Raw genomic sequence first — 18,619 nt, 5'->3', positions numbered from 1 at the left:
GCGTCGTTCACGTGTTCGACCAAACCGCCCGACCACCGGGTCCGTCCGTCAACGCCAGGCTGGCGTGGCTGGCCGCGCAGCTGTCGCCGCCCACCCAGGGCCCGCCCGCGGGCAGGCTCGTCCGCCGCTGGGTGCCCGCTCGGTTCACGGCGGACGGGATTCCGGTGAACCGGCGGTGGTTCGCCGTGGTGGCCGTGCTGATCGCGGTGGCCGTGATCGTGGCCGGAGCGATCGCCTTGTTCGGACACCGGCCAGGGGCGGAGACCGTTCCGCCCCTGCCGTCGGCGAAGGCCGCCGGAGACGTCCCCGCCGCGGCGGGGAAGGCGCCTCTGGTGGTCAGCGTCGTCGGCCGGGTGCTCAAACCCGGCCTGGTCACGATCCCTCCGGGCGCACGGGTCGCCGATGCCCTCACGGCGGCTGGTGGGGCACAGCCCGGAACGGATCTGACCGGAGTGAATCTGGCCCGGCGGCTCACCGACGGTGAGCAGGTGGCCGTCGGTGTCCCCGTTCCGGCCGCGGCCGGAACGGCGGCACCGGCGGGGAAGCTCGACCTGAACACGGCCACGGCCGAGCAACTCGACACGCTGCCCGGGGTCGGCGAGGTGATGGCGAAACGCATCGTCGACTGGCGGTCCGGGCACGGCGGGTTCACCACCGTCGAGCAACTCCGTGACGTAGAAGGGATCGGCGAAAGTAAGTACAGAAAGCTCCGGGAATTGGTGTCCGTCGGATGAACCCGTCCGCCGATCCGTCCGAAGTGGACACCGCGTCGTGGCGGGGTCAAGACCTGCGGCTGTTACCGGCCGCGGCGACGGCCTGGCTCGGCACTCTTTCCGGGCTGCTCGCCGGCTGGTGGATCACGATGCTCTGCGGTGCGGCCGCCGTGGTGCTCGCGATCATCGCCGGTGTCCGTGCCCGCCGGACGGCGTCCCGGTGGGTGGCGGGCCTGGGTGCCCTGGCGGTCCTCGGCGTGCTCACCGCCGGTCCGGTGGCGCTGCGGATCCGGGCCGCCGAGCACGACGACCTCCGTGCCGCCGCCGCACGGGGGAGCGAGGCCACCACGAGGGTGGTGGTCACCGAGCGGCCACGTCCGGTCCGCGGTGCCGGATACGCCGATCGCCGGGCAGGCACCCGCCTGGTGGTCATCGCCGCGACGGTGGACACCGCGGTGGCGGGTGAGCGGGTGGTGGATTCGGCCGGCCGGATCCTCCTGCTCGCTCCCGCCGAGGGGTGGGCGGATCTGCTGCCCGGGCAGCAGGTCACCGCCTCCGGCCGGCTCGCGCCGGCGAAGGGGGCCGAACTGACGGTCGCGGTCCTCTCGGTGCGAGGTCCGCCGTCGGCCGCCGGACCGGCGCCCTGGTGGCAGCGAGCCGCGGAATCGCTGCGCACCGGGCTCCGGGGTCTGTGCACCGTTCTCCCGGATGAGGAGGCCGGTCTCGTGCCCGGACTGGTAGTGGGGGACACGAGCACACTCTCCCCGAGGGTGGAACACGAGTTCACGGACTCCGGCATGTCCCACCTGATGGCCGTGAGCGGTGGGAACGTGGCGATCGTCTGCGGCTCGATCCTTCTCCTGTCGAGAGTGCTCCGGGTCGGGCCGCGGACTTCAGCCGCCGCGGCCGCCGCAGGGCTTGCCGGGTTCGTGGTCCTCGCCGGGCCTGCGCCCAGCGTGCTCCGCGCCGGGGTGATGGGGGCGGTCGGGCTGCTGGCGCTGGCCTTGGGGCGCCGGGGTTCGGCGCTGCCCGCGCTGGCGTTCGCGGTGGCCGGGCTGGTCGTGGCCGATCCCGCGATGGCCGCCGACTTCGGGTTCGCGCTTTCGGTGCTCGCCACGGCCGGGCTTGTCCTGCTGGCGCCGAGGTGGGCGGAGTGGCTGGTCGGACGCGGCGTTCCGGCCGGGTATGCCGAGGGGCTGGCCATCCCGCTGGCCGCGTTCGTGATGACGGCGCCGGTCATCGCGGGCATGGCGGGATCGGTCAGTCTCGTCTCGGTGCTGACCAACGTGCTCGCCGCGCCGGTGGTCGCCCCGGCCACCGTGTTCGGCGTGCTCGCCACCGCCGTCGGACCGTGGTGGCCGTCGGCGGGCAGACTGCTGGTCCGCCTGACCGAACCCGAGGCGAGCTGGCTCATCACCGTGGCCCGCCACGGCGCCCGGGCGCCGGGAGCGGTCGTGGACTGGCCGGATGGCTGGTGGGGCGGGCTTCTGGCGGCAGGACTGCTCGTCGTGTTGCTCGTGGTCATCCGGCTGCGGCAGGCCAGGATCCTCCTGGCGTTCGCGTTGGCCGCCGGGCTGGTCGTCTTCGTACCGGTGCGGGTGCTGGCACCGGCATGGCCACCGCCGGCGTGGAATGCCGTCGCCTGTGACGTCGGACAGGGCGACGCCGTCGTCCTCGCCACGGGTGAACAGGGGCGGGCTGTCCTCGTCGACACCGGGCCGGAACCAGGCCCGGTGGACGAATGCCTGAGCAGGCTCGGCGTGGACCGCGTGCCGCTGATCGTGCTGAGTCATCTGCACGCCGACCATATCGGCGGCCTCGGATCCGTCTTCGAGGGCCGGTCGGTCGGAGCGGTCGCCGTCGGCCCGGGCCGGGCTCCCGCCTGGGCGTGGCAGCAGGTCGCGGACGAGACGGCGCGCCGCGGGATCCCCTTGCTGGAGCTGGAGATCGGACAACGGCTGGAGTGGAACGCGTTGTCACTGGATGTATTGGGACCGCGCTATGTCACCCGGCGATCGGTTCGTGAACAGGACGGCACGGTGATCAACAACGGTTCGGTCGTCCTGCGCGCCGGGACTTCAGCGGGCCGCCTGTTGCTGACAGGCGACATCGAGCTCGCCGCCCAGACCGACCTGATGGCCGAGGGTGCCGATCTTCGTGCCGAGATCCTGAAGGTCCCGCACCACGGAAGTCGTTACACGGCACCGGATTTCCTCAACGCCGTCTCGCCACGGGCCGCGTTGGTGAGCGTCGGTGCCGGAAACACCTACGATCATCCGAACAAGTCCACTTTGGACAATCTGGTGGCCGTCGGCGCGTCGGTCGCCAGGACGGACACGGACGGCGACACCGCGGTGGTCGCCGACGCGCGAGGCCTCGCCCTGGTACGGCGGGGTGAGCCCCGGGGCCCGCCTCGTTCCTGAGGCGGGCCCCGGCGGAAACTCAGATACCCAGAGCTTCGCGGACCGCGTCGGCCGAGGCGCTGACGGTGGCCTTCGGGCCGATCTTGTCCTCGACGGCGTCAAGGGTCTTGAGGCCGTCGCCGGTGATCAGGAGGACGATCTCTTCGTCCGGGTTGAGCTTGCCGGTCTCGATGAGCTTCTTGGCCGTCGCGACGGTGACCCCGCCCGCGGTCTCGGTGAAGATGCCCTCGGTGCGCGCGAGCAACCGGATGCCCTCGACGACCTCCTCGTCGGTGACGTCTTCGATCGCACCGCCGGTGCGGTTGACCACATCGAGGACGTAGGGACCGTCGGCCGGGTTCCCGATCGCCAGCGACCGGGCGATCGTGTCCGGCTTGACCGGCTGGACGACATCGTGACCGGCGCGGAAGGCCGCCGAGACGGGGGAGCAGCCGGTGGCCTGCGCGCCGAACACCTTGTACGGCGTCTCGTCGACGAGGCCGAGCTGACCGAACTCGCGGAAACCCTTGTCCACCTTGGTGAGCTGGGAACCGGAGGCGATCGGCACCACGATCTGGGAGGGAAGCCGCCAGCCGAGCTGTTCGGCGACCTCGAAGGCCAGCGTCTTGGAGCCTTCCGAGTAGTAGGGCCGGACGTTCACGTTCACGAACGCCCAGCTCTCCTGCTCGGCGGCGAGCTGGGTGGCGAGCCGGTTCACGTCGTCGTAGTTGCCGTCGACCGCGATCAGGTCTCCGTCGTACACGGCGGTGGTGAGGATCTTGGCGCGTTCGAGGGTTTTCGGGATCAGCACGACCGACCGCCAGCCGGCGCGGGCCGCCGCGGCGGCGACGGCGTTGGCCAGGTTGCCGGTCGACGGACAGGCCAGCACGTCGAACCCGAATTCGCGGGCGGCGGCCAGCGCGACGGCGACCACGCGGTCCTTGAACGAGTGGGTGGGGTTCCCGGTGTCGTCCTTGACCCAGACCTTCTTGACGCCCAGGGCTTTCGCGAGCCTGTCGGCTTGGATGAGCCGGGTGGCGCCGGGTTCGGTGTTGGGGATTTCTTCGACGTTCGACGGAACGGGAAGGAGCTTCTTGTAGCGCCAGATGTTCTTCGGCCCGGCTTCGATGTCCTCGCGGCGCACGCGGCCGAAGTCGTAGGCGACCTCGAGCGGCGAGAAGTCCTCGGCGGAAACGAATTCGGGGGCGAGCGGCTGCCGGTGTCCCTCTTCCTTCGACACCAGTTCGACGGCCGGTCCGAGATCCGGGGTCTTGGTGGTGGAGGTCGTGCCGAGGGTTGCGGTCATCGCGAGGTTCCTTCCTCATCTGCCCCGCCATGGCGGGCCGGAATTGGCACCGTGTTCGTCAGCTACCCCGCGATCGCGGGATGACAGGCTGACGCCGGTTGCCGGGGCTTCATCGGGCCGTTCCCTCTGCCCCTCTGGATGAGCGGTATTCGATTGTCGGCACGCGTGTGATCGCGTCGCCTCGCCAACACCGTACGACATGAGGCTCCCGTGGGGCCACCGCGCCCGGAACACATCACCGGACAAAGCACACGAGAGGAGGAGTGGCAGGATCGTCACCGTGACGACGCAAGCTTCCGCCCCATCGCCGCTGGTCCTGGTTCTCGGTGAGGAAGAGCTGCTGATCGAACGTGCGGTCCGCAGCGCTTCGGACGCGGCCAAAGCGGCCGATCCGACGGCGGATCTCACCCGGATCCGGGTGTCGGACCTCACAGTCCCGGCACTGGCGGAAATGGTCAGCCCCTCGCTGTTCGCCGAGGGCAGGGTGATCGTCCTCGAATCCGCGCACGACATCTCGCAGGAGCTCGCCGACGGGGTGATGGCCTACGTCAAGGCGCCCGCCGACGGCATCGTGCTCGTCGTCGTGCACAGCGGAGGCGGCCGGAGCAAGGCCGCGAAGGGGCTTCCCGCCGCCTTGAAGAAGGCGGGTGCGGAGGTCGTCGAGTGCCCGAAGCTGACCAAGGCCGCTGAGCGGGAATCCTTTGTCCGCAACGAGGTTCGCCGGGTCGGCGGGAAGATCGACGGCGCGGCCGTGCTCGCGTTGATCGACGCCGTCGGTTCGGATCTGCGCGAGCTGTCTTCGGCGGCGACCCAGCTGGTCGCGGACGCCGGCGGGGCGGTCGACGAGCAGGCGGTCCGGCGCTACCACCGTGGCCGCGCGGACGTGAACGGTTTCGCCGTCGCCGAGAAGGCCGTGGCCGGTGACAAGGCGGCGGCGCTGGAGTCGCTGCGCTGGGCGATGCAGCTGGGCGTACCGCATGTGCTGGTCGCGGACGCGCTCGCCGACGCCGTCCGGACGATCGCACGGGTGTCCGGCGCCGGTCGCGGGAACCCGAACCAGATGGCGGGCGAGCTGGGGATGCCGCCCTGGAAGGTGCGCAAGGCCCAGGGGCAGGCCCGCGGCTGGGGTCAGGACGGCCTGGCCACCGCGATGCGGGTGGTCGCCCGGCTCAACGCCGAGGTCAAGGGGGTCGCGGCCAATCCGGAGTACGCCTTGGAGCGTGCCGTCCTGGAGGTCGTCGACGCCCACGGCACAAGCCGCTGAGAACGGCGAAGGGCCCCGGCGACGCGAGTCGCCGGGGCCCTTCGAAAGCCGATCAGAGAGAGTTCGCGCGCTTCGCGAGCGCGGACTTCTTGTTGGCGGCCTGGTTGGCGTGGAGAACGCCCTTGGTCACGGCCTTGTCGAGCTTCTTGGCCGCGTCCTTCTGCAGCTCCAGGGCCTTGGCCTTGTCGCCGGCGTCGGCGGCCTCGCGGAACTTGCGGATCGCGGTCTTCACCGAGGACCGGATCGCCTGGTTGCGCTGACGCGCCTTCTCGTTGGTGGTGATGCGCTTGATCTGCGACTTGATGTTGGCCACGGGGGCGCTCCTCTTGAATCTCTCGGTGGTTTCACCGCCGCGCTGTGACCGGCCCTGCGTGCTCGTGGGAGCGGCGCGGGTTTCCTCCATGACGGAATGCCACACGACGGTGAAGGGCAAGCTTAACAGCCGTCCCGGCGCGGCTCGCGGCAGCCTCGGGAGGGGTGCTTGCGGTACGGTGAAGATCGTAGTGCCTAGGGTTCCGCCGCCTGCCCGTTCAGCGAAAACACACAATCAGGGCAGACGGGACCGGTCCGAGCGGCACCATCGGCGGAGCCGGAAGCACCGCCGTTCATCTGACGGGACAAAAGCCTGGAGGACCGGGTTTTCCGCATGCGCGGAAAACGTGAAAGGTCCGCTGTGAACGCCACCGCTCTGTCCTTCGTCGTCATCGCCGCCGTCATCCACGCGGGCTGGAACCTCGCCGCCAAGCGGATCCGCCGTGGTGGAGCCCGGTTCGTCTGGGCTTACTACAGCCTTTCCGCGATCCTGCTCGTTCCCGTCATGGCGGTCTCGCTGGCCGTGGAACCGCAACGTCCACAGTGGACCTGGCTGTTCGCCGCCGTGGTCACCGCGGTGTTCCACGTCACCTACGGCATCGTCCTCCAACGGGGATACGCCGTCGGTGATCTGTCCGTCGTCTATCCCGTCGCCCGCGGTACCGGGCCGCTGATCTCGGTGCTCGCCGCCGTCGTGGTGCTCGGCGAGCGGCCGGGGATTTTGGGCCTGGTGGGCGCGTTGCTCGTGGTCGCGGGGGTGCTGGTGATCGGCACCGGGCGAGCACCGGCCCACGCCGGCGCCGCCGATCGTGTCGCTCGCCGCAAAGGTCTGCTCTACGGCTTGCTGACCGGCCTGACGATCGCCGCCTACACACTGTGGGACGCGCATTCGGTCACCGGTCTCGGCGTCCCGCCGATCGTGTACTTCGGAACCGGCGCGATCGTGCAGAGCCTGCTCATGGCGCCGTACGCGCTGAAGGACCGCGAGGAGGTCTCGTGGCTCTGGCGCGAGCACAAACGTGAGGTCGTCATCGTCGGTGTGCTCTCGCCGGTCGCCTACCTGCTGGTGCTCTACGCCCTCCAGGTCGCCCCGGTGAGCCTCGTCGCACCGGCGAGGGAGCTGAGCATCGTCCTGGGTGGCATCGCCGCCTGGCTGGTCCTGGGCGAGGCGAACGCCGTCCGCCGGCTGGCCGGGTCGGTGGTGGTGCTGGCGGGTATCGCCGCGATTGCGATGGCCTGAACCCATCCGGTAGGGATTGAGCCATGGACGTGCTGAGCAGCAGGGTGCTGATCCACCCGAAGGACCTCGACGTGTCGACGGCGTTCTATCGGGACACCCTGGGCCTGGCCATCGACAAGGAGTTCCCCGGCGGGACGGTGTTCTTCGCCGGGAACGGGTCGATCGAGATCGTCGGTACCGGACAGACCGGCCCGACCCCTGACGTCGCCTTGTGGCTCCAGGTCCGGGACCTGCCCGCGGCGCTCGAGGAGCTCGCGGAGAAGGGCTTGGAGCCGGTTCGCGGCGCGCGGCGTGAGCCCTGGGGCCTGGACGAAGCGTGGATCGCCGACCCGGACGGCACCAGGATCGTGCTGGTCGAAGTGCCGCGTGAGCATCCGCTGCGCACTGATCCGCGCTAGCCCAGGGGCTTGATCGCGCGCAGCTGAGCGGCGAGTGAGGCGCCGAAGCCCGGCGGCTCCCAAGTCCAGGTCTGCAGATCGACGAAGCCGGCGGCGGCCGCTTCGTCGGCCAGCTCGTGCCGGGACACCGGCAACCACTTCTCGTGCGACGAAAGCAGCAGCCTGCCGCCGGGACGCAGCACCCGGAACAGTTCGGCGAACCCGGCCGCCCGGTCGTCCCACAGCTGCACGTTGTTGACGCTCAGGACCACGTCGACGCTCTCGTCGGGCTCGCCTGTGGAGTCCGCGGTGCCCTGCCGCAGCTCCACCCGGTCGCCGCAGCGGCGTCGAGAGCGGGAAAGCATCTCCTGGGAGGGATCGACACCGATCGCCCGGCCCGCGCGTTCGGCCGTGGCCCGCAGGCCGACTCCCGGGCCGGGGCCCACGACCAGAGCGGTCTCGCCGGACTCGATCGAGGCCAGTTCGACAACGCGGAGCTCGGTGGCGGCATTGCCGTGCGCCATCGCCCGGCCGCCGAACCGACCGAGCAGTCCCCGGGGATGGCCGAACGTGCGATCGAGCATTTGGGACAGTGAAGTACTCATACTTCGAGGGCACCACAGCTCATCACGGGCCGCATCGGGGATGACCCCCACTCGCACCCGGAGCGGCATGGGACCATAGAGCTGGCACACCCCGACCTTCGCGAGGAAACCCGTTGACGACGTTCGCCGACACGACCTTCACGCCCCCGGAGCTCATCCGGAACTTCTGCATCATCGCGCATATCGACCACGGCAAGTCGACCCTGGCCGATCGGATGCTGCAGCTCACCGGCGTGGTCGAGGAGCGGGCCATGCGCGCTCAGTACCTCGACCGCATGGACATCGAACGGGAACGCGGGATCACCATCAAGGCGCAGAACGTGCGCCTGCCCTGGAAGGTCGACGGCCAGGACCACGTCCTGCACCTGATCGACACCCCCGGCCACGTGGACTTCACCTACGAGGTCTCCCGGGCCTTGGAGGCCTGTGAAGGGGCGATTCTGCTGGTCGACGCCGCGCAGGGGATCGAGGCGCAGACGCTGGCGAACCTCTACCTGGCGCTCGAGAAGAACCTGCACATCATTCCGGTGCTGAACAAGATCGACCTGCCGTCGGCCGACCCGGACAAGTACGCGGCCGAGCTGGCGCACATCATCGGCTGCGAGCCTTCCGACGTGCTCCGCGTGTCGGCGAAGACCGGCATGGGCGTGACCGAACTGCTGGACGAGTGCGTGAAGCAGGTGCCGCCGCCGGTCGGCGACGCGGACGCGCCCGCTCGCGCGATGATCTTCGACTCGGTCTACGACACCTACCGGGGCGTCGTGACGTACATCAGGGTCGTCGACGGCAAGATCACGCCGCGCGAGCGGATCAAGATGATGTCCACCGGTGCCACCCACGAACTCCTCGAGGTCGGGATCATCTCGCCGGAGCCCAAGGCGAGCAAGGGGCTCGGGGTCGGTGAGGTGGGTTACCTCATCACCGGGGTGAAGGACGTCCGTCAGTCGAAGGTCGGTGACACCGTCACCTCCGAGCGCAAGGGCGCCGACCAACCGCTCGCGGGTTACCGCGAGCCGAAGCCCATGGTCTACTCCGGCCTGTATCCGGTCGATGGTTCGGACTACCCGGAACTGCGTGAGGCACTGGACAAGCTCCAGCTCAACGACGCCGCGCTCGCCTACGAGCCGGAAACCTCCGTGGCGCTCGGGTTCGGGTTCCGCTGCGGTTTCCTCGGCCTGCTGCACCTGGAGATCACGCGTGACCGGCTCGAGCGCGAATTCGGCCTCGACCTGATCTCCACCGCTCCGAACGTCATCTACAACGTCGTGCTCGAGGACAAGAGCGAGGTCGTGGTGACGAATCCCTCGGACTGGCCGTCCGGGATGAAGATCTCCGAGGTCCACGAGCCGGTTTCCAAGGTGAGCATCCTGGCGCCGTCGGAGTTCGTCGGCACGATCATGGAGCTGTGCCAGGCCAAGCGCGGCACGCTGCTGGGGATGGACTACCTCTCCGAGGACCGTGTCGAGCTGCGCTACAACATCCCCCTCGCGGAGATCATCTTCGACTTCTTCGACACGCTGAAGTCGCGTACGCGCGGCTATGCGTCGCTCGACTACGAAGAGGGCGGCGACCAGGTCGCCGATCTGGTCAAGGTCGACATCCTGCTGCAGGGGGAGACCGTCGACGCCTTCTCGGCGATCGTGCACAAGGACGCCGCGTACGGCTACGGAAACCGGATGGCGACACGACTGCGCGAGCTGATCCCGCGGCAGCAGTTCGAGGTGCCGATCCAGGCGGCCGTCGGGTCGCGGATCATCGCCCGCGAGACCATCCGCGCGATCCGCAAGGACGTGCTCGCGAAGTGTTACGGCGGTGACATCTCGCGTAAGCGCAAGCTGCTGGAAAAGCAGAAGGAAGGCAAGAAGCGGATGAAGACCGTCGGCCGGGTCGAGGTCCCGCAGGAGGCCTTCGTCGCCGCTCTGTCCACTGAGGACGCCGGTAGCAAGAAGAAGTAACCGATACTCGCGAAGGCCGCCCGGATCACCGTCCGGGCGGCCTTCGCGTATCAGCGATTCCCGGAGACCCGGTTCGCGGTGACGAAGACCGCGACCCGGCGTTCGGCAGCCATCACCCGGTCGTACTCGTCCCAGTCGTCGTGGGTTCCCGTCGCCGCGATGAAGACCTCGCGCAGCAGCCGGGGGAGACCGGTGGGGTCGAAGTCCGGGTCCGGGTCGTCCGGACCGATGAGGTGGGTGCTCCCTTGGACCGCCGCCCACTCCCAGCCACGCCGGAACGTGATCGTGGCGTGGCCCGCTCGGCGGAACAGGTCGAGTTTCTTCACCCCGCCCATCGCCACGAAAGCGACTCCCGGTGCCTTGGTGACCGGGTCTTCGAAGACACCGGCGTTGACCACCGAGGAGTGGACGGTGCCGTCCGCGCGGACCGTCGAGACGGTCGCGAGTCCGTTTTCGCGCAAGGAAAGAGTGCGGACGAGTTCGAGATCTGCGGCCATGGGACCACCGTAGTCCCGCTCGCCCCGGTGAAGGGGCCGAGCGGGACCACTGGACGGGGTCAGCAGGTGCCGTTGTCGCGCCAGACACCCCATTCGCCGGTCGTGCCGGGCTCTTCGCCTTGCGTCCACCACTGGGCCGTCCATTTGTGCCCGTTGTGGGAGACGGTCGCTCCGCCGGTGTAGACCGAAGCACGGTCCCACGCGGGGAGCGTGCAGGTGCCCGGGTTGCCGGATCCGGTTTCCCAGGGCACCTGGCTCGACTTGTAGTAGGCGAGGCCCTGCGCCTGCCAGCGCGGCGCCTGCGCGCCGAGGCGCACCCGGAAGGTGTTCCAGTCGTGGGTCGACCACGGCGACCAGCCGAGTTCGGCGTGGGCCGGGAGCCGGGGGAAGGCGAGGTAGTCGATATTCGCCGGGGTCACCACGGTTTCGGTCCACAGCGGGGATTCGACGCCGCGGACGGCGGATTCGGGCACACCGGAGAGATAGGCGCCCGGGTTCCAGTTGTAGGCGTCCTGGACCTCGATGTAGCCCGCCCACGAGAGCCCGATCGGCGTGCTGGAGTTGTACTTCATGTCCAGGTAAGCCTTGTTCGCCGGTGACAGGATCACCTTGCTGCCACGGGCGACGGCGTTCGAGACCTCCGTGCTGGACGTCGTCGTGCCCCAGAACTGCGGGGTCGCCGTGGCGGGCAGGGTGGCCTTGCCGATCTCGTGCCAGCCGACGACCTGCTTGCCCGCGGCGGCCACCATCGGCAGGACGCGGTTCATGAACGTGCGGTAGTCCGCGTCGCTGGTGGCCTGGGCCTCGTCGCCGCCGAGGTGGAAGTACGGTCCGGGCGTCAGCGCGGCGACCTCGCGGATGACGTCGTTGACGAAGGTGTAGGTGATCTCCTTCGAGATGCAGAGCGAGCTGTAGCCGACGGCGGTGTCGGTGCGCAGCGGAGGAGCGGTGTTGTTGCAGTTCAGCTCGGCGTACGACGCCAAGGCGGCGTTGGTGTGCCCTGGCATGTCGATCTCCGGGATGACCGTGATGAACCGCGAGGCCGCGTAGTTCACGATCTCCGTGTACTGCGCCTTGGTGTAGTAGCCGCCGGCGCCGCCACCGACCTGGGTGCTGCCGCCGTAGGTGGTCAGCCGCGGCCAGCTGTCGATCTGGATGCGCCAGCCCTGGTCGTCGGCGAGGTGCAGATGCAGGTTGTTGATCTTGTACTGGGCCAGCTGGTCGATGTACCGCTTGACCGTGGCGACCGGGTGGAAGTGCCGGGCGACGTCGAGCATCGCGCCTCGGTAGCCGAAGCGCGGGTAGTCCAGGATGTTCGCGCCCGGGATCGTCCAAGGGCCTTGCTGCACCGTGGGGCTTTCGATCTTGCCGGGCAACAGCTGACGCAGTGTCTGTACGCCGCCGAAGAGGCCTTGTGCCGTCGTCGCGCGCAGGATGACCGAGGCGGACGTCGAGTTCAGCTGGTAGCCCTGGTCGCCGACGCGAGAGTCGGCGCCGGACAGAAGGAGCGAAATCCCGTCGGCCGGTGTGCCCGACGGGGCGTCGGCGACAGGCAAGGGGAAGCCGGTGGACGTGCGGAAGATCCCGGCGAGGTACTCGCCGACGGCCTTGGCCTGCGCCGACCCGGCCTGGGTGTAGATCTTGGTGCTCGCGGTCAGGGTGTGGTCGGAGCCGGTGACCGCTTGGGCCGAGACCGGGACCGGGACGATCGCCTGCAGCGGCGGGGTGGCCGCGTCGGCGACGGGGGCGGCTGCGGTGGTGGCGCCGGCGAGCAGCGCCACCCCGACGAAGGCGCGGCCCAGCCGCGCTCTCAAGGTCTTCACCGGGGCCTCCAAGGGGGACAGGGGCGTGACGCGCGTCACGACCGTCCGATCGTCGCATTTTCGCCGTTAAAGGTCTAGACCACCATGAGGGAACCTTGCAGTGACTCGAACGTCACAATGCGTGTCGTGGCGAGGAGACTATCGTCGGAAACGTGTTCGAAGACTTGCGTTTCCCCGTGATCGCGGCCCCGATGGCGGGCGGGCCGACCACTCCCGAGCTCGTGGCCGCGGTGACCGAGGCGGGCGGGTTCGGCTTCCTGGCCGGGGGCTACCTGAGCGCCGACGCTCTCTCGGACCGGATCGCCAAGACGGCCGAGCTGACCGGTGAGCCGTTCGGCGTGAACCTCTTCGTGCCGGGTGGCTCCGCCGCCGATGCGGATCTCGGTGTGCACATCGAGCGCTGGCGAGCGGAGGCCGAGCGTCTCGGCGTCGAGCCCGGCGAGCCGACCTGGGACGACGACGCCTATGCCGCGAAGCTCGACGTCGTCTTGGAACGGAAAGTGCCGGTCGTTTCGTTCACCTTCGGCACGCCTTCGGTCGAGGACGTCGAACGCTTGCACGCCAACGGGAGCAAGGTGGCCGTCACGGTCACCGGCCCGGCGGAAGCCGATCGGGCCGTGGCCGTCGGCGCGGACGCGCTCGTGGTCCAGGGATTCGAGGCCGGAGCACATCGAGGGCTTTTCGCCGACGAGCCCGGAGCCGAAGGCGGGGGTGCGCAGTACGGCGTCCTGAGCCTGCTCCGGCTGATCTCGGCGCGGACGGACTTGCCGCTCGTCGCGACCGGTGGGCTCGTGCACGGCGCCGACATCGCCGCGGTGCTGGCGGCGGGGGCCGTCGCGGCACAGCTGGGCACCGCGTTCCTGCGGGCGGACGAAGCCGGGACGCAGCCCGCGCACCGGCAGGCGCTGGCGGACGGGGGAAGGCCGACGGCGTTCACCCGGGCGTTCAGCGGACGGCCCGCCCGGTCACTGGTCAACCGCGCCGTCGAGGACTTCTCGGCCACCGCGCCGTCGGCGTATCCGGAGGTCAACAACCTGACCAAGCCGATCCGCGCGGCGGCGGTGAAGGCCGGTGACCCCGAGATCATGTCCCTCTACGCGGGGCAGACCTATGAACTCGCGGGCTCCGGCCCGGCGGCGTCGATCGTCGAACGCCTCCAGGCCGAAACCCGCGAAGCCGCTACGCGTTTGAGTCGTCTCCGCTGACCTGCTTCGCGTCGCCGTTGTTCGCGTTCATCACCGAGTGACGACGGCTGTAGGCGAAGTAGATGATCAGGCCGATGCCGAACCAGACCGCGAACCGCAGCCAGGTCTCCGGGTTCAGGAACGTGATCAGCCAGATCGAGAAGACGACACCGATGATCGGCACGATCGGCATACCCGGCGTCTTGAACGTGCGAGGCAGGTCCGGCTGCTTGTAGCGCAGCACGATCACCGCGATGCAGACGACGACGAACGCGAGCAGGATGCCGATGTTCGTCAGTTCCGCGGCCTCACCGATGGGCAGCAGCCCGGCGATGACCGCCGACGCGATACCGAGCACCCACGTCATCCGGCTCGGCACCTTGCGCACCGGGTGGGTCTTGCCGAACCACTTGGGCAGCAGGCCGTCGCGGCTCATCGAGTAGCCGACGCGGCTCGCGCCCATGAGGAAGGTGAACAGCACCGTGGTGATACCGATGATCGCGCCGACGGCGATGATCAGGCCGAGCCACTTCATCCCGAGGCCCGCGAAGGCGCTGGAGAAGGCGGCCTCGCTGTCGATGTCCTTGTAGTTGACCATCCCGGTCAGGACCAGGCAGGCCAGCACGTAGAGCACCATCGAGATCGCGAGCGAGTAGATGATCGCCTTCGGCATGTGCTTCTGGGAGTCGGTCGATTCCTCGGCCGCGGTGGACATGGCGTCGTATCCGAAGACCGCGAAGAACACCGTCGCCGCTCCGGTGAACGCGCCGCTGAGACCGAACGGGAAGAAGTTCGAGTAGTTGTCGGTGTTGATGTGGAAGACGCCGACGACGATCACCAGCAGGACCAGGCCGACCTTCAGGTAGACCAGCAGTGTTTCGAACCGGGCCGCGTTCTTCATGCCCTGGTTGAGGATGAAGGCGATCAGCAGGCACAGCAGCACGGCGAACAGGTTGATCTTGTAGGAGCCCGGTGCGACATCGCCCGTTTCGGTGCCTGGAGCGCCCAGCATCCACGTCGGGAGCTTGATGTTGAGGTAGCCCAGCAGCTCGTTGAAGTAGCCGGAGATGCCGATCGCGACCACCGCCACGATCGCGGTGTACTCCAGCAGCAGGTCCCAGCCGATGAACCAGCCGACGATCTCGCCCAGCACGGTGTAGCCGTAGGTGTAGGCCGACCCGGCGCGGGGGATCAGCCCGGCGAACTCGGCGTAGGAGAACGCGGCGGCGGCGCTGGCGATACCCGCGATGAGGAACGAGATCAGCACGGCGGGGCCCGCCGTCTTGTTCGCGACCGCGCCGGCCAGCGAGAAGATCCCCGCGCCGATGATGCCGCCGACGCCGATCGCGGTCAGTTGCCGCAGCCCCAGCGTGCGCTGAAGCCCGCCGCTTCCACTGAATTCTTGGATCTGATCGATCGGTTTGCGGCGGAATATCCCGGATCCCGTGCCCAGGCTGCGCGGTGCGGACATCGTCGTCTCCCAACAGGTTGTGACTTTCGGACCGGGTCACAGTCCGAAAGGCACCGTAGCGGGAGTCAGGACTTCGCACCTATCCGGCGACGGTGTCCTCGCTCACTTCGGCGGCCACGCGAGTGGCGATCTTCGACGGCCTGGACGCGCCGGCGGAGAAGTAGGTGAGCAGCTCCGAGATCTCGACGGGGTCGTCCAGCTGCGGGCAGTGGCCCCAGTCCTCGCGCACCATCAGCCTGCTGTGCGGGACCAGCGCGTGCAGCTGCCGCCCGGAGGCGGCGCTGACCAGCTTGTCCTTGCCGCAGACGACCACCAGGAGCGGGACACGGACCTCTTCGAGCCGGTACGCGTTCGCCAGCTCTTCGACGAGCTGCCTCGCCTGTTCGAGCCTGGTGGTGGTGGAGCGGTAGTCCGGGAACAGCGAGGTGAACCGGCGTACCTGGGCGGCGTCCGCGGCGGCGGAGTCGGCGTACAGGAGCCGGGGGACGACCTGCTCGGCGACGGCGCGCACGACGAAGCCGGGGATCGGCAGTGGCAGGGCCGAGTACATCCGCAGCGGCAGCGGGTACCTGGCCACGGTGCGGATGAGCCAGCTGTCCACGAAACCGGGCGCGGCGATCGACACCACGCCCGCGACCGGCAGCCGGTGGTTCTCCGCGGCACGCAGGCTCATCGTGCCGCCGAGCGAGTTGCCGGCGAGCACCACCGTGCCGAGTACGGCCTGTTCCTTGACCACGGCCGAGGTGAACGCGTCGAGCTGCGGCAGCATCGGACCCGGCCGCAGTGGCTGAGCGTCACCGAATCCGGGCAGATCGACCGCGACCGCCGGAACACCGGCGGCCGCGAGCAGCTCCAGAACCGGGCGCCAGGTGTCGGCGCTGTCGCAGTAGCCGTGCAGCAGCACCAGCCTCGGTGCGGTCGGCTTGGCCTGTCCGCGCGCGGTGGCCCGTTTGCCGAGCATCCGCCGTGGGGTGCGGTCGGTGGATTCCACCGGCTGCGGCCCGACTTCGAGCACTCTGGTGCGGACACCGGCATAGCGCCGGAACGAGACGCGGATCGGGTCGGCGTCGGTGGTGGTCCGGCCCCCCGGGTCCGCCGGTTCGGGCCGCTGCGATGCGGTCATGGTTCCAGGCTAACCGCGAGAGGTCGGATTTTGGTCGAACTTTGGTCGTAAGAAGCTCGCCAAGTCATAACGTTCTTGACACTTGACAAGACCGCGAAATGACTGTTTGACCTGCGTGGAACGCGCGGACGTGCGCTTGCGTGCGGGCTTGATCACGGCGAGGGGGTGAACTCACCCCTCCGATCAATGACTGAAGACCACCTTGCCGGAGGTTTCCCCATCGAGCATGTTCTTAAACCCGGTTTCGGCCTCCGTGAACGGCAGTTCGGCGCCGATCCGCGGACGGATCCCGGTGAGCTCCAGATAGGCGAGGAGATCGTTCAGTTCGTCCCTGGTCCCCATGGTCGAACCGGCGATGCGCAGTTGCAGAAAGAACACGCGCTGCAACTCCGCGTGAGCGTCCGGGCCGCTGGTCGAACCCGAGACGACGATGATCCCGCCCGGTTTCAGCGACTTCACGGAGTGGGACCAGGTCGCCTTGCCGACGGTTTCGAAGACCGCGTCGACCCGCTCCGGCAGCCGCGCGCCGGGCTCAAAGGTCTGATGTGCGCCCAGATTTTCGGCGAGCGCACGCTTCTCTTCGCTACGTCCGGTCACCCAGACCCGGAATCCGGCCGCACGCCCGAGCTGGACGAGCGCGGTCGAGACGCCGCCGGAGGCACCCTGGACGAGCATCGTCTGTCCAGGCCTCAGCCCGGACTTCACGAACAGCATCCGGTACGCGGTCAGCCACGCCGTGCCCATGGTCGCGGCTTCCGCGAAGCTCAGGCTCGTCGGCTTCGGAACGACGTTGCGTGCCGGGACCACGACCTGCTCGGCGAAGGTGCCCTGGTGCTTCTCGGTGAGCAGGGTGCGCTTCGGGTCGAGGGTGTCGTCGCCCTGCCAGCCCGGGGCGTTGATCACCGAATGGACGACGACCTCGGTGCCGTCGTCGAGGGTGCCGGCGCCGTCGCAGCCCAGGATCATCGGGAACTGCTCGGGTTTGATGCCGACGCCGCGCAAGGTCCACAGGTCGTGCATGTTGAGGCTGGCGGCCTTGACGTTGACCCGCACCCAGCCTTCGGGGACCTCGGGTTCGGGCCGCTCGCCGATCACCAGCGAGTCCAGCGGCTTTTCGGCGTTGGGTTCGGAAGCGTAAACGGCGAACATGTCAGCAACCTACATGGCCTGACCGGCGGCGGCAGTGGGTGCGAGCGTAGGCTCACACTGTGTTCAACGGGCTTGCAGACTGGTGGGACGGCGTCGAGCTGTGGCTCGCGCAGGCCCCGTTCCCCGTGCAGTTCGTGCTGGTCATGGCGGTCGTGGTGCCGCTGTGCCTGGTCGCGGCCTGGGTGCTCGACACGGTCTTCGGCAAGGTCGCCCGGCGCTTCGGCACGGCCCGCGATGCGAACGACCCCGACCGGCCCTCCTAAGCTGGCACACCATGTTCAACCGTAGGCGGATCACCGCCGCCCTGATCGGCCTGATCGTGCTCGTGCTCGCAGGCTGGTTCGTCAAGGACGGCATCAGCGGTGACGACACGAAGAGCGCTCCGGCGAGTTCGTCCGCTTCGGCCGCGCCGTCGGGCGACGCCGCGGCGAGCGGGGCGAAGGGCAAGGTCGCGGGCGAGGAATCGGGTCTCCCGGTCAAGCCACTGACGAAGCTTCCCTCGCAGGCGTCCGACACCTGGAAGCTCATCCAGGCGGGCGGGCCGTATCCGTATCCGCGCAACGACGACGTCACCTTCCAGAACCGGGAGAAGGTGCTGCCCGCCAAGGGTTCCGGCTACTACCGGGAGTACACGGTGAAGACGCCGAACAGCCCGGATCGCGGGGCGAGGCGGCTGGTGACCGGTACCGGCAAGGAGCTGTACTACACCGAGGACCACTACAAGTCCTTCGTCGTAGTGGATCCCAGCCGGTGAGCGCGGGCAAGGAAGCGGCGGACAAGGCGTTCGCCCGCGGCGCGTATCCGCACCTGATCGACGGCGCGCGGACGGTCGACAAGGACTCGACGCTCGACGCGATCGCGGAGGCGCTGTCGTTCCCGGACTACTTCGGGAAGAACCTCGACGCGCTCTACGACTGCCTCACCGACCTGTCCTGGCTCCCGGCCGGCGAGCACGTACTGATCTGGGCCGGTTCCTCGGGGCTCCGGGAACGTGATCCCAAGGCGTACCTGGCCGTCCGCAGCGTGCTTTCCGACGCGCAGCGGGCGCTGGGGCCGTCCGGGGACCGGACGGACTCCCGGCGCCTCACCGTCGTCCTGCCTGACTAGGGCGTGTCCTGGGGATCTTCATCGGAGGTGGAGGATGATGCAGGCGAGGATGATCTCGGCGCGGTGGTAGGCGGCTCGTTTGGCGAACCGT

18 protein-coding genes and 1 riboswitch are annotated in these 18,619 nt (G+C 69.0%); of the genes, 10 read left to right on the top strand and 8 right to left on the bottom strand.

The genetic code is table 11. The annotated features are described in order from the left end of the window. The first annotated feature begins 11 nt into the window (after window positions 1-11). Together ACIBTM_RS37100 and ACIBTM_RS37095 are read left to right on the top strand one after the other, a co-directional pair. Complete coding sequence (locus tag ACIBTM_RS37100) at window positions 12-734, top strand: helix-hairpin-helix domain-containing protein (RefSeq protein WP_395881837.1); 723 nt, start codon at window positions 12-14, stop codon at window positions 732-734. Next, the gene (locus ACIBTM_RS37095; RefSeq protein WP_395881836.1) at window positions 731-3,136 is read left to right on the top strand and encodes a ComEC/Rec2 family competence protein; all 2,406 of its coding nucleotides are present in this window, start codon (window positions 731-733) and stop codon (window positions 3,134-3,136) included. The genes ACIBTM_RS37100 and ACIBTM_RS37095 overlap by 4 nt, the downstream gene beginning before the upstream one ends. Window positions 3,137-3,155: 19 nt before the next feature. On the opposite strand, the gene thrC is transcribed toward ACIBTM_RS37095, so the two are convergent. Then, window positions 3,156-4,421 (bottom strand): threonine synthase, encoded by a 1,266-nt coding sequence (thrC, locus tag ACIBTM_RS37090; RefSeq protein WP_005158594.1) that lies wholly within the window; start codon window positions 4,419-4,421, stop codon window positions 3,156-3,158. Between the two features lie 12 nt (window positions 4,422-4,433). Beyond that, window positions 4,434-4,566, bottom strand: a riboswitch (SAM riboswitch). Window positions 4,567-4,701: 135 nt separating this feature from the next. Here thrC and holA point away from each other — a divergent pair. After that, a complete protein-coding gene (holA, locus tag ACIBTM_RS37085) occupies window positions 4,702-5,685 on the top strand; it encodes a DNA polymerase III subunit delta (RefSeq protein ID WP_016332404.1) in 984 nt (327 codons plus the stop codon). A 52-nt stretch (window positions 5,686-5,737) separates the two neighbouring features. Here holA and rpsT read toward each other — a convergent pair whose 3' ends face one another. After that, window positions 5,738-5,998, bottom strand: a complete 261-nt coding sequence (gene rpsT, locus ACIBTM_RS37080) for a 30S ribosomal protein S20 (RefSeq protein WP_007034798.1) — start codon at window positions 5,996-5,998, stop codon at window positions 5,738-5,740. Window positions 5,999-6,331: 333 nt separating this feature from the next. Between rpsT and ACIBTM_RS37075 the strand changes: the two genes are divergently transcribed. Both ACIBTM_RS37075 and ACIBTM_RS37070 read left to right on the top strand, forming a co-directional pair. Next, window positions 6,332-7,237, top strand: a complete 906-nt coding sequence (locus ACIBTM_RS37075) for an EamA family transporter (RefSeq protein WP_395881835.1) — start codon at window positions 6,332-6,334, stop codon at window positions 7,235-7,237. 23 nt (window positions 7,238-7,260) lie between these two features. After that, entirely contained in the window at window positions 7,261-7,635 is a 375-nt protein-coding gene (locus ACIBTM_RS37070) for a VOC family protein (RefSeq protein ID WP_395881834.1), read from the top strand. On the opposite strand, the gene ACIBTM_RS37065 is transcribed toward ACIBTM_RS37070, so the two are convergent. Further along, window positions 7,632-8,219 (bottom strand): class I SAM-dependent methyltransferase, encoded by a 588-nt coding sequence (locus ACIBTM_RS37065; RefSeq protein ID WP_395881833.1) that lies wholly within the window; start codon window positions 8,217-8,219, stop codon window positions 7,632-7,634. The two genes, ACIBTM_RS37070 and ACIBTM_RS37065, sit on opposite strands and share 4 nt — an antisense overlap. A 113-nt stretch (window positions 8,220-8,332) precedes the next feature. Here ACIBTM_RS37065 and lepA point away from each other — a divergent pair, with 113 nt between their 5' ends. Beyond that, window positions 8,333-10,174 (top strand): translation elongation factor 4, encoded by a 1,842-nt coding sequence (gene lepA / locus ACIBTM_RS37060; protein WP_395881832.1) that lies wholly within the window; start codon window positions 8,333-8,335, stop codon window positions 10,172-10,174. A 50-nt stretch (window positions 10,175-10,224) separates the two neighbouring features. Here lepA and ACIBTM_RS37055 read toward each other — a convergent pair whose 3' ends face one another. Then, window positions 10,225-10,671, bottom strand: a complete 447-nt coding sequence (locus ACIBTM_RS37055; protein ID WP_395881831.1) for a pyridoxamine 5'-phosphate oxidase — start codon at window positions 10,669-10,671, stop codon at window positions 10,225-10,227. A 59-nt stretch (window positions 10,672-10,730) separates the two neighbouring features. After that, on the bottom strand, window positions 10,731-12,494 hold the full coding sequence (locus ACIBTM_RS37050; protein ID WP_395881830.1) for a family 20 glycosylhydrolase: 1,764 nt from the start codon (window positions 12,492-12,494) through the stop codon (window positions 10,731-10,733). Between the two features lie 152 nt (window positions 12,495-12,646). Here ACIBTM_RS37050 and ACIBTM_RS37045 point away from each other — a divergent pair, with 152 nt between their 5' ends. Beyond that, window positions 12,647-13,699: a nitronate monooxygenase gene (locus ACIBTM_RS37045; RefSeq protein WP_395881829.1), complete on the top strand. Its 1,053-nt coding sequence runs from the start codon at window positions 12,647-12,649 to the stop codon at window positions 13,697-13,699. Here the strand turns inward: ACIBTM_RS37045 and ACIBTM_RS37040 are convergent. The 3 genes from ACIBTM_RS37040 to ACIBTM_RS37030 all read right to left on the bottom strand — a co-directional run bounded on the left by ACIBTM_RS37040 (window position 13,674) and on the right by ACIBTM_RS37030 (window position 17,421). After that, window positions 13,674-15,149: an amino acid permease gene (locus ACIBTM_RS37040; protein ID WP_395881828.1), complete on the bottom strand. Its 1,476-nt coding sequence runs from the start codon at window positions 15,147-15,149 to the stop codon at window positions 13,674-13,676. The genes ACIBTM_RS37045 and ACIBTM_RS37040 overlap by 26 nt on opposite strands. A 79-nt stretch (window positions 15,150-15,228) precedes the next feature. Beyond that, complete coding sequence (locus ACIBTM_RS37035; protein WP_395881827.1) at window positions 15,229-16,272, bottom strand: alpha/beta hydrolase; 1,044 nt, start codon at window positions 16,270-16,272, stop codon at window positions 15,229-15,231. A gap of 183 nt (window positions 16,273-16,455) precedes the next feature. Next, window positions 16,456-17,421 carry a zinc-binding dehydrogenase gene (locus tag ACIBTM_RS37030; RefSeq protein ID WP_395881826.1) on the bottom strand — a complete coding sequence of 322 codons (966 nt, stop codon included), beginning with the start codon at window positions 17,419-17,421 and terminating at the stop codon, window positions 16,456-16,458. Window positions 17,422-17,480: 59 nt separating this feature from the next. Here ACIBTM_RS37030 and ACIBTM_RS37025 point away from each other — a divergent pair, with 59 nt between their 5' ends. The 3 genes from ACIBTM_RS37025 to ACIBTM_RS37015 are packed head-to-tail and all read left to right on the top strand — an operon-like array spanning window position 17,481 to window position 18,528. Continuing rightward, window positions 17,481-17,684, top strand: coding sequence for a CDP-alcohol phosphatidyltransferase family protein (locus ACIBTM_RS37025; protein WP_016332415.1), 204 nt, complete (start codon window positions 17,481-17,483; stop codon window positions 17,682-17,684). Between the two features lie 11 nt (window positions 17,685-17,695). Beyond that, the gene (locus tag ACIBTM_RS37020) at window positions 17,696-18,175 is read left to right on the top strand and encodes a ribonuclease domain-containing protein (protein ID WP_395881825.1); all 480 of its coding nucleotides are present in this window, start codon (window positions 17,696-17,698) and stop codon (window positions 18,173-18,175) included. Beyond that, window positions 18,172-18,528, top strand: a complete 357-nt coding sequence (locus ACIBTM_RS37015; protein ID WP_395881824.1) for a barstar family protein — start codon at window positions 18,172-18,174, stop codon at window positions 18,526-18,528. The genes ACIBTM_RS37020 and ACIBTM_RS37015 overlap by 4 nt, the downstream gene beginning before the upstream one ends. The last annotated feature ends 91 nt before the right edge of the window (window positions 18,529-18,619 follow it).

Origin of the sequence: Amycolatopsis sp. NPDC049868 (assembly GCF_044461365.1) — a bacterium.
Lineage (GTDB): Bacteria > Actinomycetota > Actinomycetes > Mycobacteriales > Pseudonocardiaceae > Amycolatopsis.
The sequence above is the reverse complement of the archived record's forward strand: the minus strand, read 5'-3'. Positions and strand labels throughout refer to the sequence as shown.